Here is a 15,154-nt window from a genome sequence, read left to right on the forward strand (position 1 = left end):
AGGTGGAATCGGACCAGCGGGCGATAAGACGACAAACCGAATCCAGCTCTGTGCGCCGAGCGGGGGGAGGCTGGTCGCGTGATATGACGGCGTGTCACCAAATCTGCGCCGATCGGCCTGCGGGACGATGAGCCCGCTTCGGCGCCCCACCTGGGGAGCCACGCCCGGACGGCCCTTCAGGAGATGTGCGGCCGCCGGCTCGGAGCGGGAGCCCGACCACTCGCCGTAGGAGTTCCGTTGTATTTGGACCGCTGGTCACTGGACCGGGCCGGCATCACCGATCACACGTTGCGGGAATCCTACGAGTTCTGCCGGCGGATGCTGATCTCGGTGGACGGGCGGACCTACTGGGCGGCGAGCTGCTGCGCGCCGCCGGCGGTGCGCCCGCACCTGTGGGCGGCGTACGCGTTCGGCCGGCACGCCGATCAGCTGGTGGACGGGGGTGACCGGCCGGGCCGGGCCGAGGAGTTCGAACGGTGGGCCGAACACCTCACCGCAGCTCTCGAAGACGGTGACGGCAGCAGCAGCGGTACGGGAGATCCGATCACACGTGCGCTGACACACACGGTGCACAGCCGTGGCATCCGCGTCGAGGACCTGATGGCCTACGTGGACGGCCTGCGGATGGACCTGTCCCCCGCCCACTACCCGACGTTCGCCGAACTCCGGCCCTATCTGCGGGCCGTGGGCGGCGCCCCGGCCCGGATCCTGCTCCGCGTCTTCGAGGATCCTTCACCCGCCGCCGAGCAGGCGATGACCCGGCTCGGGGAGGCCGCGCAGTTCACCGACATCGTGTGCGACATCGCCGAGGACCTGCGGATGGGCCGGCTGTACCTGCCGCTGGAGGACCTGGAGCGCTTCGGGCTGACCCGCGACGACCTCGCCGCGGAGGACAGCAGTGCCGCGGTGCGCGAGCTGCTGCGCTTCGAGGTCTCACGGGCACGAGAGCTGTGGGAGGAGGGCCTCGACGTCCTCGACCTGGTGCATCCGACCAGCCGTGCGGCCTGGCAGGCCGGAGCCGCGTTGCTGCGCGCGCCCCTGGACCGGGTCGAGCGTCGCGGCAACCAGGCGGTGGGCGCCAAGGACTGGACCACGGCACCACGCACCGCGGCGATCCTGGTGCGCAGCCTGCTGCACCCGCCGGTCGGCGCCGCAGTTCCGGCACGCCCGTGAGCGCCCACGAGGTCACACTCCCCACCCAGCCCGCACCCACCCAACCCGTACCCACCCAACCGGCACCCTCGCCGCCGCAGGCGCCGGGCCCCCTGTCGCGTCCGCCCCTCCTGCACCGGCTGGGCGTGTTCTCGGCGCGCCGGCGGGGGCTGGTCTGCGGTGTCTGGCTGCTGGCGGTCGCCGCGTCGATCGGGCTGCTGCCGCACTTCCTGTACTCGCTGCGCGCCCCTGTCGTCCGCGTCGACGGATCGGAGTCGGTGCGGGCGGACGGGTTGGCCGCCAGAGGCTTTCCGCTGCTGGGATCCGAGCAGCTCCTGCTGGTGTTCCACTCCGAGCAGCTCGATGCCACCGATCCCCGTTACGCCGACACGGTCGCGTGGACCGCGGCCGCGCTGCGGCACCAGCACGGCGTCCGGGCCGTGGCCGTGCTCCCGACCGCCGAGCAGGCGGCCGCCTCGCCCCCCGCGGACGATGTCGGCGCGCTGATGGCCGCCCTCTCACGGCTGCGCCACGATCCTCACAACGCCTACGCCTTGGTCGGGCTCGGCGGTGACGAGAGCAGACGCCAGGAGCGGATCGGCGCCCAGCAGGCCCAGGTGGGGCGGGTGGCGCAGCACTTCAGCGACGGCGCGGTCAGCGCCGCCCTGGTCGGCAGGACGCCGGTCAACGACGACCTGCGCTCCGTCGAACTCGCCGATCTGCGCGATGTCGAGGGCGTCGCCGTGATCCTGGCCCTGGTGGTGCTGCTGCTGGGCCTGGGCACGGTGGGCGCGGCCCTGGTCCCGGTGGTGCTGGCCGGCGCCGCCATCGCGCTCACCTTCGGTCTGATCGCCGCGGTGGGGCTGATCGACCCGACGCTGCGTCCCGACACCCTGCTGGTGACCGTGGTGACGGTGGTGGGGCTCGGCATCGGCATCGACTACGCGCTGTTCGTCGTCGTCCGCTTCCAGGAGGAGATCGCCGCCGGCGCCCCACCGGAACAGGCCGCCGGCCGGGCGCTGGCCACCAGCGGCCGGACGGTCTGCTACTCCGGCGCGGTGGTGGCGGCCGCCGCGACGAGCATGCTGCTGCTGCCTTCCCGGGTCTTCCGCGACCTCACCGCCGGGACCTGCACCGTGACGGCCGTGGTCCTGGCCGCGACGCTGACCCTGCTGCCCGCCGCCCTCGCCGGGGCCGTCCCCTGGCTGGGGCGCGGCGCGCTGCCCGGCCACCGTCCGGCCCGCCAGGACGTCGGCGATGCGGAGGGGCAGCCGTGGGCCCGCTGGGCGCGGCGCCTGATGCGGCGTCCGGTGCCCTACCTGCTGGTCGGCCTCGCCCTGCTCGGCGCTGCCGCGGCCCCGGCCCTGGGCCTGAGCCTGGGCGTCGACTTCGGACGCCACGCACTGGCCGGCACCCCCTCCGGCGCGGCTCTGGCGGTCCTGGAGAGCGACGCGCTCGCCGGAGCGGCGGGCCAGGTGACGGTCATGGTCCCGCACACCGCCGCCGGGCCCGCCCCCCAGCTGCCGGCGCTCCTGGATGCCTTGCGCGCGCAACCGCAGGCGGCCGTCGTCCAGGCCGTCGACAACGGCCGCGACCTCACCATGGTGGTCGTCGTCCCGGCCGTCGCCCCGGACTCTCCGGCGGGCGTCGAACTGGTGCGTCGCATCAGGGAGTTGACCGAGCCGCTGCGCCAGTCGGGCACCCCGGTCGCGGTCGGCGGGTTCGGCGCGCTGCTGCTGGACATCACGCGGGAGGTGTCCGCGACGGTGTGGTGGGTGATCGGCTCCGCGCTGGCGCTGTCCCTGTGCTACCTGGTCTTCGTGTTCCGCAGCCTGCTGTTGCCACTGAAGGCCGTGGCGATGAACCTCCTGGCCACCGGGGCGAGTTACGGCCTGACGGTGGCGGTGTTCCAGCACGGCTGGGCCCAGGGCGTGCTCGGGTTCACCTCGACGGGCAGCGTGCAGGCGTATCTGCCGGTGATCGTCTTCGCCGTCCTGTTCGGACTGTCCATGGACTACGAGGTGTTCCTGGTGCGCCGGATCCGGGAGGAGTACCTGGCCACCGGTGACAACACCCGTGCCGTGGCACTGGGGCTGCAGCGCACCGCGCGCCCGATCACCACCGCCGCGCTGGTGATGGTGCTGCTGTTCGCCGGCCTGCTCGCCGACCGGGTGCTGGAGATCAAGGAGATCGGCTTCGCACTCGCCGTGGCCGTCGCGCTCGACGCCACCGTCGTCCGCCTGCTGCTGGTGCCCACCGTCATGCGCCTGCTGGGGGAATGGAACTGGTGGCTTCCGGCTCCTCCGATCCGGTTCCGCACCCGCGCGTCGCGCAGGGATGACGGCGCATCCAAGCAAGGCCTGTAAGTATGCGAACGACAATTGCCCCGCACTTCCCTCGAACCAGGAGACAGCATGCGCACCGGTCGATATGTGCTGGCCCTCTCCGCGGCCGCCGTGGCGATCACCGTGGCCGGCCTGACCGCACCGCCCGGCACCTTCGACTCCCACGCCTCGGCGCAGGCCCGCGCCGCGGCTGCCGCCGCCGAGCAGGACGTCGCACTGTCCAACGGCCAGGCCGACGTCCAGCTCACCGGTCGCGCGAACCTGACGCTGGACCAGGCCGGCATCCAGGAGAACCAGAAGGGCGGGGACACCACGGGGCTCGTCGACGACGAGACCCACTGCTCCGGCGCCGGCGGCACCGCGAACCTGATGCCCGACGGCTCCCTCACCGGCACCGTCAGCTGCCAGGACGACGTCGTCTTCACCCCCACCGACGAGGCCGGCGCGGACAACGGGACCACCGGCCAGCAGGTGGAGGTGACCCAGATGACCGAGAACCTGGCCACCGGCGAGGTCGACGTGATGCTCGACGGCAAGAAGGTCCCCCTGCTCACCTGCCCCGACCGCTCCTCCGACGTCACCGTCAGCGGATCGAGCGCGCAGACCGACGACGTGGGATGCGACGTCACGCCCGGCGCCGCCGACACCTTCAACAAGAAGTTCGGGGTGAGCGTCTTCGAGCCGGGCGACGAGATCGCCCACGGCACCGGCAGCGCCACCGCGAAGACCACCACCAAGTGATCCGCACTCCCGACCCGGAAAGGCCTCCCCCATGACCGACCAGAGCACGGCCGACGACTCCCCCCGCCACACCGCTCCCGGCCACGACTGCGCCGCGCCACTCTGATCACCGCCGCCTTCACCGCCGCGGCCGTGGTCGCAGCCCTGACCTGGGGACGGCAGACCTCCGCCCAGGCGGCGGACGTCCCCATCGCCTACACCTACGACATCGACAACAGCCTCATCTTCAAGATCAACACCAAGGATCGCAGCCTGGTCGGCGGACCGATCCACACGGGCAAGCGCGGCACGGACCTCGCCGTGACCAGGGACGGCAAGTACGCCGTGGTGTTCCTCTTCGTGGACGACACGGTCGTCCGCTACGACGTGAAGACCGGCAAGCAGGCCGGGGACCCGCTCAAGGTCGGCAAGGTCAGGGGGATGGCGATCAGTCCCGACGACAGCACCCTCTACGCCGCCGGCTTCAGCAACCAGATCACCCGGATCGACCTCAACGCCTGGACGGTGGGCACCCCGATCGGCGGGCTCGCCAGTACCGGGGACATGCGGCTGGCCATCAGCCCGGACGGCAACCGGCTCTACCTGACCCACACGTTCCGCCACCTGATCGACACCTTCGACACCAAGACCGGCGCCAAGGTCACGCAGCCGGTCGACCTCAAGGACGACCTCGGCCGCCCGGTGGTCAGTCCGGACGGCAAGTACCTCTACGTCCCCATGACCCGCGCGGGCTCGGTGCTGGTCCTCGACGCCGCGACCGACCAGCCCGTCGGCAAGCCCATCAGCGCCTGCGACCCGATCGGCTTCCCCAAGAGCGAAGCCATGGTGGGCATCAGCATCCGCTGAGCCCCCAGCCCGCCAACGCGCGCGCGATCGGGAGCGGTGGCCGCCCGGACGACGAGATCGCCCACGGCACCGGCAGCGTTCCTTCTCACGGCCAGGCCCCGCAGGTCGGCCCCGGCTTCCCTCCGGAACGCGCGGCGCCGACCCGGCCGGGTCGGCGCCAGCACCCGGCGGCGCCCAGCGGCGGTCAGCCGAGCGAGTCCACCAGTTCGGCGATCGCCGTCAGCGGCTGGTGGGCCGCGAGTTCGGCGGCCAGGTCGGCGGCGTTGGCACGGTAGGCCGGGTCGGCCAGGACCCGGTCGACGGCCTCGCGCAGCTCCGGTTCACCCGGGCGCCCGGTGCGCAGGTCGATGCCGACACCGCGCCAGGCCACCCGGGCGGCCACCTCGGGCTTGTCCTCGCTGCCGCCCGCGACCACCAGCGGCACCCCGAAGGCCAGCGCGGTGTGGACACCGCCGTAGCCGCCGTTGCTGATCAACACGTCGGCGTGCGGCAGGAGCCGGTCGAACGGCAGGTAGCCGGCGGCCCGCACGTTGTCCGGCAGGCCGCCGAGCGCCTGCGCCAGCAGCTCGGGCCCGTCCGGGCGGACCGTGGCCGCGACCACCAGCAGGTCGGGACGGTCGGCCAGCGCCCGCACCGCGGGGACCAGCAGCTCGGTCAGGTCGTCATTGGCCAAGGTGCCCTGGGTGACCACCACGACCGGACGGTTAGAGGCCAACTCAGGCCACCACTGCGGCAGTTCCACCTCGATCCGGCTCTGCGGCGCCAGCGCGCCGATGTAGCGCAGCGAGGCCGGCGCGTCACTGCGCGGGTACTCGAACCCCGGGACGGTCAGCTGCAGGTAGTGGTCGGGCCCGGTGACGGCGGCGTTCGCCCGGGGCCCCGGCGGCAGTTCGGCCCCGACTCCGGCGAAGACCTCGGCCGCGTACTGCCGCAGCGGCTCGCCGCGCAGTGCCGCCTCGGCGTTCAACTCCCGGTTGCGGGCCAGCCCTTCCGGTCCCGCCTGGGGCGCCAGCGCAAGCCCGAAGGGCGCGGTGTCGACACTCTGCAGCATCGGCGGGGACACCCCGATGCCCACCACGGCCGGCCGCTCGCCGCGCGGATGGGCCAGCGCCAGAGCCACCGCGCCGTGGAAGAAGCAGTCACCGAGCACGACCGTGGCCGGGAACTCCGCCAGCAGCGCGCGCAGCGCCCGGTACTGCGCGGGCACCGGGTCGATGAAGATGTTCCGGGCATCGAAGGCCAACCGCTGCGGCCCGGGCGGCAGTTCGGACCGACCCGGGAAGGAGTCGTTGATCCGGCGGTCGTCGAAATCCGCCTCCGGCGGCAGGGCGACGAAGCGCGCCCCGGTCTCCTCGGCGGCCCCGGCGAACCGCGCCCCGCCGAGGAAGACCACCTCGTGCCCGCGCGCCACCAGGTCTGCGGTGATCGCCAGCAGCGGCGCGGTGTGCCCGTGCGCGGGCATGGCGGCAGTGATGATCCTGGACATGTGAAGCCCCCCATAGTTGTTCCTCGGCCGGTCCGTGCGCACCCCGTGGTCCTCCCCGTGCACCCGGCCCACAGCGCAGGCTAGCCCACCACGCCGCGTCCACCCGACACCGACACCGACACCGACACCGGCGGCGGGGCGGCGGGGCCAGGCGGGACGGGCGAGGCCGCCCGTCCCGCTGGATCGTCAGGTCGTCAGGTCGTCAGGAGACCACGTCGGCCGGGCAGAGCCGCTGGGTGCCCGGGCGTCCGCGCACGGTGGCGTCCACGCAGCCGCCCGGCAGGCCGTCGTGGACGGTGCTGCCGAAGTTGGCGGTGACGGTCAGCGTGCCGTCGCCGAAGACGGTCCGCTGCACCAGGTGGTCGCCGGTCAGCCAACGGAAGGAGGTCAGCTGCCGGGTGCCGGCCGCCTGGTGCAGCGGCGCGAAGTACTGCTGCAGGGCGGCCAGTTCCCGCTGGTTCTGCCCGTCGCGCGGGTCCTTGTCGCTGAGCACGAAGTTGAGCGGGGTGTTGTCGAGCATCGCCAGCAGCGCACGCGTGGTCTTCTGCTCCGGCAGTTTACTGAAGGGCAGTTCCCAGCGTTCGACGTTGACCAGCGACCCGTGCAGCGCCGTCTCGTACAGCGGCACCCGGTACCGCGGGTCGTACATCGCCTTCAGGGCGGCGGCCACCCTGGCCTGGTGCTCGGGCTTGAAGTCCGTGGTCCGCACCGGCTTGAAGAAGGTGGCGGCGGCCTGTTCCGGAGCGTAGCCGCCCCAGGCGCCGTCGTCCTTGGGGTCCTGCGGCCCGTTGTCGAAGTGCCCGGACTCCATCGCCCACAGCCGCCCGTCCACCGGGGTGCCCGAGCCGTGGTCGAAGGCCAGCACCTGGTTGGCCCAGGAGCCTGCGGACTCCGAGCCCAGGACCAGCGGGGCGGGCCGGCCCGTGGACGCGTCGTACGAGCCGTCCGTCAGGCGCCGCATCCGGGCGAGCCGGTTGGCACGGTCCTCGTCCATGGTCATCGCGTGGCCGGGGTCGAAGTCCCGGAAGAGCTCGCCCGCCGCGTCCACGTCGAGGAAGTAGCTGTCGGCCCCGTTGGCGACCAGCGAGCGGGTGCGGTCCGCCAGGTAGTGCTGCTGCGGCTCGGCCTGCTCGAACGCCTGCGAGCTGAGGTAGCAGCCCTTCTTGTGGAAGCCGGGTTGCGGCGTCCCGTCGGCCCTGAGGACGCAGAACCGGGGGTAGACGTCGTCCGGCCAGACGGAGTTGGGGGAGGAATCGTCCGTCTTCTGCTGGCCGTTGGCGAAGGAGTCGTACGGTCCGACCAGGTAGCCGGCGGCCTCGGCGGCCTTGACGTCCTCGCTCGTCATCGGGGAGTCGTCGGAGTCGTAGCCGAGCCAGAGCCGGGAGACGCCCAGTTCCTTGAGCCGGTCGAGGTAGGCGGGCCGGCGGGCGCCGCCCCAGGCGTAGGCGTGGAAGGCGCCGAGCAGCTTCGCGGTCTGCGGGTTCTGCTTGATCTTCTCGCTCAGGCTGCCCAACTGCCCTTGCTCCGCAAGCCAGTTGCGGTAGTCCACGGCCGGGGCCACCGGGGAGCCGTCGGTGAGGGAGAAGGCCACGGTGTACGTGCCGGTGCCGTTCCCGGCGGCGAACCCGTGCTCGGCCGTGGCCCGCAGCCGCCCGTCCTGGGAGGCGAACGTCAGCGACGTGCCGATGTCGGTGGGGACGATGTAGCTGACGCCGGTCCGGCCGGAGCGGAGCGTGTAGCCCCACATCGGCATGGACAGCTGCGAGCTCAGCTCCTGCTCCTCGCCGACCAGCGCCCCGTCGGAGGAGTTCCAGAACGGGTCGTCAACGGGAAGGGACAGCCCCTCGCCGCGCGGGAGTTGGACCTCGGCGGCGGCCGGGTCGGTGGCGGTCACCGGCCACCGCACCGAGGTGTCGCCGCCGCTCCCGGTGGGGGCGGTCCCGGTGAGGGCGGTCCCGGTGAGGGTGACCAGCAACCGGCCGTGATCGGCGCGGACTTCGGCCCGCAGACCCTTCTCCGGGTACGACCAGGCCGCGCCGCTCGCCGTCCTGACCGGGTCGCTCGCCCTGCCCAGCCCCTGGTCGGCCGGAGCGGACAGCAGGACCACCCGCCCGTCCTCGGTCCGGGCCTCGGCCCGCAGCGTGGCCGCGTCGATGGTGGCGGTGCCGCCGCGTACCGGCACGTCGACGCGCCCGTCACGGACCCGCACCCGCATCTGCGAGGCGGAGCTGCCGGTGGCGCTGGCGCTCGCCACGGTTCCGGACACCAGCGCGGTGGCCACGGCGAGGACGAGAACGGCGCGCGGAACGTGCCGGCGGGCGGGGCCCGCAAGGGATGACGTATGAGTACCGGTGTGCATGACACAGTGATACGGAGGACTCCTAAGAAGTCCTTAAGAAGCGACCATTGACCACCGGTCATGCTGACGGCACCCGGGCTTGGACGTGCTGGTCCGGCGGTCCGGCAGAGCGCCCGGCGGGGTGAGGGGCGCCGTCAACGCCTCCGCAGATCGAGCGAGACGACGGTCAGCCGGCGCAGTTCCTCCGGTGCGTCCGGGTGCTTCCCGTCGGTGATCTCGGAAAGGGTGCCGAACGAACCGGGGTAGACCATGACGGAAAGGCCTTCCTGGGCAAGACACGCGAATATCGCGGACTCCTCCAGAAAGTACTGTGCGGACATTTCGACCCGCCTCTCCAGGTCGGCCTCGGCGAGTTGGCCGGAATACCTGGCGTGAAAGCGCCGCCCGAACGCATCGACGGACTCCCGGAAGTTCCGGTCGGCCCGGCGGTAGTCGGCGAGGCTTCGATGGTGCTTTGCGTAGGAATCCCACCGCTGCACTTCGGAGCAGCGCAGGAACGTGAATTCGGTCCGCTCGCGTTCGGCCTCGAACAGGGCCCGGGTGTCGGCGATGAAGCGGTCGCCCAGGGCCAGCGCCCGGGAGAGCGCCTCGTCCTCCGGCAGTCCCTGGGTGGACGCCAGGGTGATCCGGTGGATGCTGTCCCCGACCAGCACCGTGCAGCGGGGGAACCGCCCGGCTATCCAGCGGAGCATCGCGGCGAGTTTTCCCGGAGCGAAGTTGCCGTTCTCCAGGCTGACGCCGAGGAAGCACTGGCCCCGATCCGCCAGTCCGGCCCGCCGGGCCGGAGGGGAGACCAAGTCAACACTCGCCTTGTAGGAGGTTTTCGGCCGATTCTCGGAGATTCCTGATATGCCGACAGAAGTCTGTTCGTAAGGAGGCACGCGAAAACCCCTCCGGGCCATCGAACGGGTGAGCGATGATCGGTACGGGATCGAAGTTAGGTTTCGCCCGATCAACCGTCAAATTGCTTCAACTCGCCCACAGCAGGGTGGCCGGGCCCGGAGTGGACCGTGACTCCATCAGCCCGATGGCTTGAGGCCTCATGAGTCCGACGGTGTGTGCTCGCCCGAGTCTGTTCAGTGTTCGGCGGCGCTGCGGAACTGCAGGGCGATCGCCGCGGCCTGGTGAATGTCCGTGATGCCGAGGACCGCGACGGAGCCCACCGTCGAGGCGTCGCCCCAGCGGCACACCACAGCTCCTCTGCCGATCTGGTGCCCGCACTGCATGGCTCCGCCGAGCGGGCCGGCGTCGACGTCCTGGGGGTCTTCGATCTTCGCGCCCGCGCAGAAGTTGGTCAGGCCCCAGGAGAGGGAGTGCGTGGCGTTTTCCCGGGCGAGCTTGGGATCCCACTGCGTAGTGGAGGCGTTGAAGACGAGGCTCGGCCGGGTGCCGTCCGGCGTGTCCGTATAGAACCAGTAGCGCTCGGGGGTCGCGCCCGGCACCCGGGCCGACAGGCCGACTGCGGCCTCACCGGTGATCAGGTGGTAGCCGGCGACGGTTGCCGGAGCGTCGATGGTGCGCCCGGCCGGGCCTGACCGGGCCGCAGGGCCGTAAGAGGAGTCCGAACCCACCTCTACGACCACTGCGATCACCCCGGCGCCGACGAGGAGGAGAGTCGCCACAATGCTGACGCTCCTGCGCCTTCTCCGCACCGCGGCGACGCGGGGCGCCTCTTCGAGGGTGCGGGCGACGGGGTTTCGCCAGGTGCCGGTGAACCGCCAGGCGAGAAGGACAGCGATCAGAGCGGGTATACCCCACGTCCCCATGGACTGTCCGATTTGGTACGCATGCGAATGCGTGTCAACAGCGAGAAGCACGTGGCGCATCGTAGCGGGCCCACTCAGCCTCGGGAGCAGGCGGCTGCCCTCCGTCCGTGGACGGACAAGCAGGCTGTCCGCCTGCTCCGGGGGCTCGGACTCCTCACCTCCGAGCGATCCTCGGAGCCCGGTGGTCCTCCGGGCGTCCTGACTCCTCGCCGCCGAGGGTTCCGATCCGTCGGCTCGGCGCGGCACGACGCGGGTTGATCCAACTCTGGATCACTGACTGGCAGTTGGTGGTTTCGGCGAAATGCTCAGACGGTCCTCAAATCCGACCGGAAGGTCTTGCCCCGCTGCGCTGGATGAGTGACGGTATGTCCCGGCTTCGTTTACAGAACGCAACCTGAGTCGCCCGGATGGCGGCGTGTCGTGGGGGAGATCAGCGTGGCCGAAGACGCCGACTACATCATTCCGCCGCCGGCGGGCCCGGGCGGTGGTGGCCCGTCAGGCGCTGGGGCGGCCCGTCCTGCTGGGCCGCCTTCGGCATCCGGCGCGGCGCCGTCGCCGCAGTCGCAGCCTCAGTCGCAGCCGCCGGTTCCGCAGCACGCGCCGACGGCAGGCCCGGTCAGGCCCCGGCTCGCTCGGGTACCGCGCCACTGGCAGCTGATCGTGGCCGCGGTCGTGCCCTGCCTCGTCCTGGCCGGCATCGGGTGGTGGCTCTGGCCGCAGCAGCCGACGAGCCTGCCGCCGCACGTGGCCGCGGGTACGGTCCAAGCGGACCTCGTGAGCCCTGACAGCGTCAGCCGGCTGGCCGGGACGACGCTGGTCGCCGGCCCGCAGTCGGACCGGCCGCACGCCCCGCTCGCCGTGTCGCCGTCGGAATGCGCCGTCGCGGCGGGACCGACGACCCAGTCGGTCTACGGACAGGCGTGGACCGCGTTCCTGTCGGCGACCTACCAGGACGCAGGGGCCACGGGCGCCTACACCGTGAACCAGGTCATCGGCGTGTTCCCGGACAGCGAGAAGACCGGCGCGGCCTTCCAGGCGCTCACCGACGGTCTCACCAAGTGCCCGTCCTCGACGGTCACCGACCAGGCAGGTCGTACCGCGAAGTGGGCCTACACGGCCCACCCTCCCACCGAGGTCGCCGTGGCGTGGACGGCGGCGCAGGACGGCGCACAGGACGGCGGCGCGCAGTGGGCCTGCCACCACCAGGCGCGGGTGAAGGGCACGAGTCTGGTCCAGGTCGCCGTCTGCCAGGCGGGCGACGGCCAGCCGACCACCGCGAAGCTCGCCGACGAGCTCACCGGGAAGGTGAGCGGATGACCGCGTCCCCGTACGGGCCGGCCGCTCGCCGCCGGCGAACCGTACGGACGGCCATACGGCGCGTCGTTCTCCTGGTGCTGGCGGCCGTGCTGGTGCCGGTCGTCGGCGCGGGAGCGCCCGCGTTCGCGGCCACCGGCGCTGCGGCCGTCGCGGCCCAGTCGGGCGGCGTCGCTCTCCTGGTGCCGTCCGGGGACGTCGCGGCCGCCTCGGCGGACCTCATCCGGGAGATCGAGGACTTCAACCGGCAGGAAGCGGAGATCGCGCAACAGGGCAAGGCCGTGGTCGCCGAGGCGGAGCAGATCACCAAGGATGCCGCCGCCCTGCGCAACGACACCGCGGCGTTCGAGAGCAAGGCCGCTGCCGCGAAGCAGAAGGCCGGCAGCTTCGGAACGCGCGCGGCGGCCCTGGCCTCCAGGATCGATGCCCACAACAACAAGCCGCACACCTTCCAACTGCCCGCGCAGGCCGCCGCGTCCAGCGCGTACGACGCCGAGGCGAGCGAACTGAGGGCCGAACAGGCCCAGCTCCAGGCCGAGAAGGGCAGCCTTGAGAGCGAGCAGTCCCAGCTCGGGCAGGAGGAGTCCAAGCTCAGTTCCAGGCAGTCCCAACTCGCCACCGCCGCCAAGGCCCAGGAGGCGAAGGCCAAGGCGCTCCAGGCCAAGGAGCAGCAGCTCCAGCCCCGGGCCCAGCAGTTGCTCCAGCAGATGGCCCAGGCCACCCAGAGCCTCGCCGACAATCCACCGGACCCGGCGGCGGCGATGGACCAGGGCGGTGACGCGGCCGCCCCTCCGCAGCACCGCGCTCACGCCCCGTCCCAGAACCAGAGTCAGAGCCAAAGTCAGAGCCAGAGCAAATCCCAGAGCCGGAGGCGGGGGGCCGACACCGTCGACACTGCCGACACCGCTGACACCGCCGGCACCGCCGACAGCCCGTACCAGCAGCCGCGCACCTCCGCCCTGAAGGCCTACGCGAAACAGGCCGGCAGCACCGTCGACATGCGCCCGGGCACGGCGTACCTGCTGCCCGAAGCCGTCGGGCAGCTTCCCGCCGCACAGGCAGCGCAGCTCGGCAGCCCGTCCATCGCCTACGACGGGCTGGTCCGCAAACCCGACGGGACCTACACGGCCCTCCAGGTGCAGATGCCGGGGGCTGCCACGGCCCCCGCCCTGGAGGTCTTCAGAACCGCCATGGACCGCCGCGGCCGGCTCGTCGCGTACAAGGCCGGCGTGAAGCTCGTCATCGACGAGATCAAGTCCGTCCAGCCGGCGCCGGAGCCCCCGGCGACCGGCCCCGGGAGCCCGTCGCCCTCTCCTTCCGGCAAGGCCGCCTGCCTGACCCGGCCCCGGGGGAGGGCGAGCGGCGGCGGATGGATCCTCAACACCGAGCAGCCCGTGCCCAGTCGCAACCGGACCGCGGGCCCGAGCCCCTCCGGTTCCCGGGCCCCCGCGCCGGCCACCAGGGCCGGCAAGGCGGAGGCCTGCCTGACGAACCCCCTGGTCAAGGGGGACGAGGCCGACGGCGACATCACGGGCTGGGAGGACGCGAACGCGCAGTCTCCCGGTGGCGGCCTCGCCCGCTGCCATCTGATCGCCAACGTCCTCGGGGGAAGGGGCAGTCACAAGGAGGACTGGATCAACCTCGTCCCGTGCTACCAGCTCGGGATGAACATCAAGGGGATCAGCATGAGGATGTTCGAGGCCAGGGTCCAGAAGGAGGTGAACGCGCTGTCCGCGGACGGGGACGCCGCCGTGTACTACGTGGTGACGCCCCTCTACCGGGACGACAGCAGCACCATCCCGTGGGGCGCGAGCATGAGTGCGACGGTCCAGCTGCCCGACGGCGCGTCATGGCCCGTCTTCAACGAGCAGACCCTCCTGAACGTCCCCTGGGACGGCGGGCCCGGTCTGGGGAACTGAGACCGGGCAACCGGGGACCCGGGACCGGTACGGCTTGGAGGCCGGCATGACCCGCACCACCCCGCCGAGGCCGGATGACATCGTGGCGGCCTTCCCACGGCTGGCCCCGCTGGCCCGGACGGCGACCCGGCTGCACCCGCGGCCCGGATCGCCGTCCCTGCGGGAGAGCTCGGTCGGAGGTCCGCTGCTGTGGCCCGCCGCCGAGCCGTGGCCGCACTGCGAGGGCACGCACCGGGTGCCGGCCGTGCTGCCGGCGACCTCCCCGGCGGATGTCCGGCTGTTGCGCGAGATCCGGGCGGCCGCCCGGAGCCGGCCAGGGGGCGGCCGCTCCTACACCCCGCAGGAGCGCGCCGTGCTGGATCGGGCCGGCGCCGGCCGCCCGTGCCCGCAGGGGCCGGTCGCGATGCTGGCCGTGGCCCAGCTGTACGTCCGCGAGGTGCCCGACCTGCGTCCGCCCGAAGGCGCGGACCTGCTCCAGGTTCTGTGGTGTCCCTTCGACCATCCCTTCGACCACCCATTCGAGCACCCATTCGACTACTCCTGGGAGAGCATGCCGAGGACCGAGCTGTTCTGGCGGTCCGCCACCGCGGTCGGCGAGGTCCTCACCGCGCCTCCGCAGCCGCCCGCGATCCAGTACGAGGACTACCTGCCGCAGCCGTGCCTGGTCTCCCCCGAGCAGGTCACCGAGTACCCCCTGGCGGTGGAGCTCGACCCGGACCTGCGCGCGCAGGTCCGGGCGTGGAGCGCCCGGCGGAAGACCGGTGCCAAGCCGGGCAGCGCCTACGACGGGGCGGAGGACGGGTACTACGACTGGGAGTTGTCCGTCGCCCCCGGTTGGAAGGCCGGCGGCTGGGCTCCCTGGAGCTTCACCGATCCCGCTCCGCAGTACTGCCGCGCCTGCGGTTGCCGGATGGACCCGATGCTGACCATCGCCACGAAGGAGTGGCGCGCGGACGTCCGCAGCTGGATCCCGTACGAGGACCGGGCCGGCGCGACCCGGGACGGTGCGACCCGGGACGCCGTCCGCCCCGACCCGGCGGCACCGACCATGATCACCGTCGGCGACGGGTACAACCAGCAGATCTACGCGTGCCCGGCGGCCCCGGAGCACCCGCACGCCGCACTGCTGCAGTAGCCGACCGGAGCCGCCGTGCTGCGCCCGGGCCGACGCCCCGTTACCCGAACGGAGTATGCCGGGCCCGGCAACTCGGCCGCCCCACCGCGGG

General features: G+C 72.3%; 11 protein-coding genes. 7 read left to right on the top strand and 4 right to left on the bottom strand.

Going from position 1 to position 15,154, the window contains the following annotated elements:
- Positions 1 to 243 precede the first annotated feature (243 nt).
- The 4 genes from ACFWPT_RS29495 to ACFWPT_RS29510 all read left to right on the top strand — a co-directional run bounded on the left by ACFWPT_RS29495 (position 244) and on the right by ACFWPT_RS29510 (position 5,084).
- Positions 244 to 1,173: a phytoene/squalene synthase family protein gene (locus ACFWPT_RS29495; protein WP_380374468.1), complete on the top strand. Its 930-nt coding sequence runs from the start codon at positions 244 to 246 to the stop codon at positions 1,171 to 1,173.
- A gap of 125 nt (positions 1,174 to 1,298) precedes the next feature.
- Complete coding sequence (locus ACFWPT_RS29500) at positions 1,299 to 3,518, top strand: MMPL family transporter (protein ID WP_380485457.1); 2,220 nt, start codon at positions 1,299 to 1,301, stop codon at positions 3,516 to 3,518.
- 48 nt (positions 3,519 to 3,566) lie between these two features.
- Positions 3,567 to 4,238, top strand: a complete 672-nt coding sequence (locus ACFWPT_RS29505) for a hypothetical protein (RefSeq protein WP_380485459.1) — start codon at positions 3,567 to 3,569, stop codon at positions 4,236 to 4,238.
- 132 nt (positions 4,239 to 4,370) lie between these two features.
- Positions 4,371 to 5,084 carry a YncE family protein gene (locus ACFWPT_RS29510; protein ID WP_380485461.1) on the top strand — a complete coding sequence of 238 codons (714 nt, stop codon included), beginning with the start codon at positions 4,371 to 4,373 and terminating at the stop codon, positions 5,082 to 5,084.
- Positions 5,085 to 5,268: 184 nt separating this feature from the next.
- Here the strand turns inward: ACFWPT_RS29510 and ACFWPT_RS29515 are convergent, their stop codons facing one another.
- From ACFWPT_RS29515 to ACFWPT_RS29530, 4 genes are all read right to left on the bottom strand, one after another.
- Positions 5,269 to 6,570 (bottom strand): glycosyltransferase, encoded by a 1,302-nt coding sequence (locus tag ACFWPT_RS29515; protein ID WP_380485463.1) that lies wholly within the window; start codon positions 6,568 to 6,570, stop codon positions 5,269 to 5,271.
- Positions 6,571 to 6,772: 202 nt separating this feature from the next.
- Positions 6,773 to 8,929, bottom strand: coding sequence for a glycoside hydrolase (locus ACFWPT_RS29520; RefSeq protein ID WP_380485465.1), 2,157 nt, complete (start codon positions 8,927 to 8,929; stop codon positions 6,773 to 6,775).
- A gap of 134 nt (positions 8,930 to 9,063) precedes the next feature.
- Positions 9,064 to 9,810, bottom strand: coding sequence for a tRNA-dependent cyclodipeptide synthase (locus tag ACFWPT_RS29525; protein WP_380374454.1), 747 nt, complete (start codon positions 9,808 to 9,810; stop codon positions 9,064 to 9,066).
- A 195-nt stretch (positions 9,811 to 10,005) separates the two neighbouring features.
- Positions 10,006 to 10,746: a hypothetical protein gene (locus ACFWPT_RS29530; protein WP_380485467.1), complete on the bottom strand. Its 741-nt coding sequence runs from the start codon at positions 10,744 to 10,746 to the stop codon at positions 10,006 to 10,008.
- A gap of 621 nt (positions 10,747 to 11,367) precedes the next feature.
- On the opposite strand from ACFWPT_RS29530, the gene ACFWPT_RS29535 reads away from it, so the two are divergent.
- The 3 genes from ACFWPT_RS29535 to ACFWPT_RS29545 are packed head-to-tail and all read left to right on the top strand — an operon-like array spanning position 11,368 to position 15,063.
- The gene (locus tag ACFWPT_RS29535; RefSeq protein ID WP_380485469.1) at positions 11,368 to 12,012 is read left to right on the top strand and encodes a sensor domain-containing protein; all 645 of its coding nucleotides are present in this window, start codon (positions 11,368 to 11,370) and stop codon (positions 12,010 to 12,012) included.
- Positions 12,009 to 13,928 carry a DNA/RNA non-specific endonuclease gene (locus ACFWPT_RS29540; RefSeq protein ID WP_380485471.1) on the top strand — a complete coding sequence of 640 codons (1,920 nt, stop codon included), beginning with the start codon at positions 12,009 to 12,011 and terminating at the stop codon, positions 13,926 to 13,928. The genes ACFWPT_RS29535 and ACFWPT_RS29540 overlap by 4 nt, the downstream gene beginning before the upstream one ends.
- 46 nt (positions 13,929 to 13,974) lie before the next feature.
- Positions 13,975 to 15,063 (top strand): hypothetical protein, encoded by a 1,089-nt coding sequence (locus tag ACFWPT_RS29545; RefSeq protein WP_380485473.1) that lies wholly within the window; start codon positions 13,975 to 13,977, stop codon positions 15,061 to 15,063.
- The last annotated feature ends 91 nt before the right edge of the window (positions 15,064 to 15,154 follow it).

Origin of the sequence: Kitasatospora sp. NPDC058478 (assembly GCF_042720345.1) — a bacterium.
In the GTDB taxonomy this organism is placed as follows: domain Bacteria; phylum Actinomycetota; class Actinomycetes; order Streptomycetales; family Streptomycetaceae; genus Kitasatospora.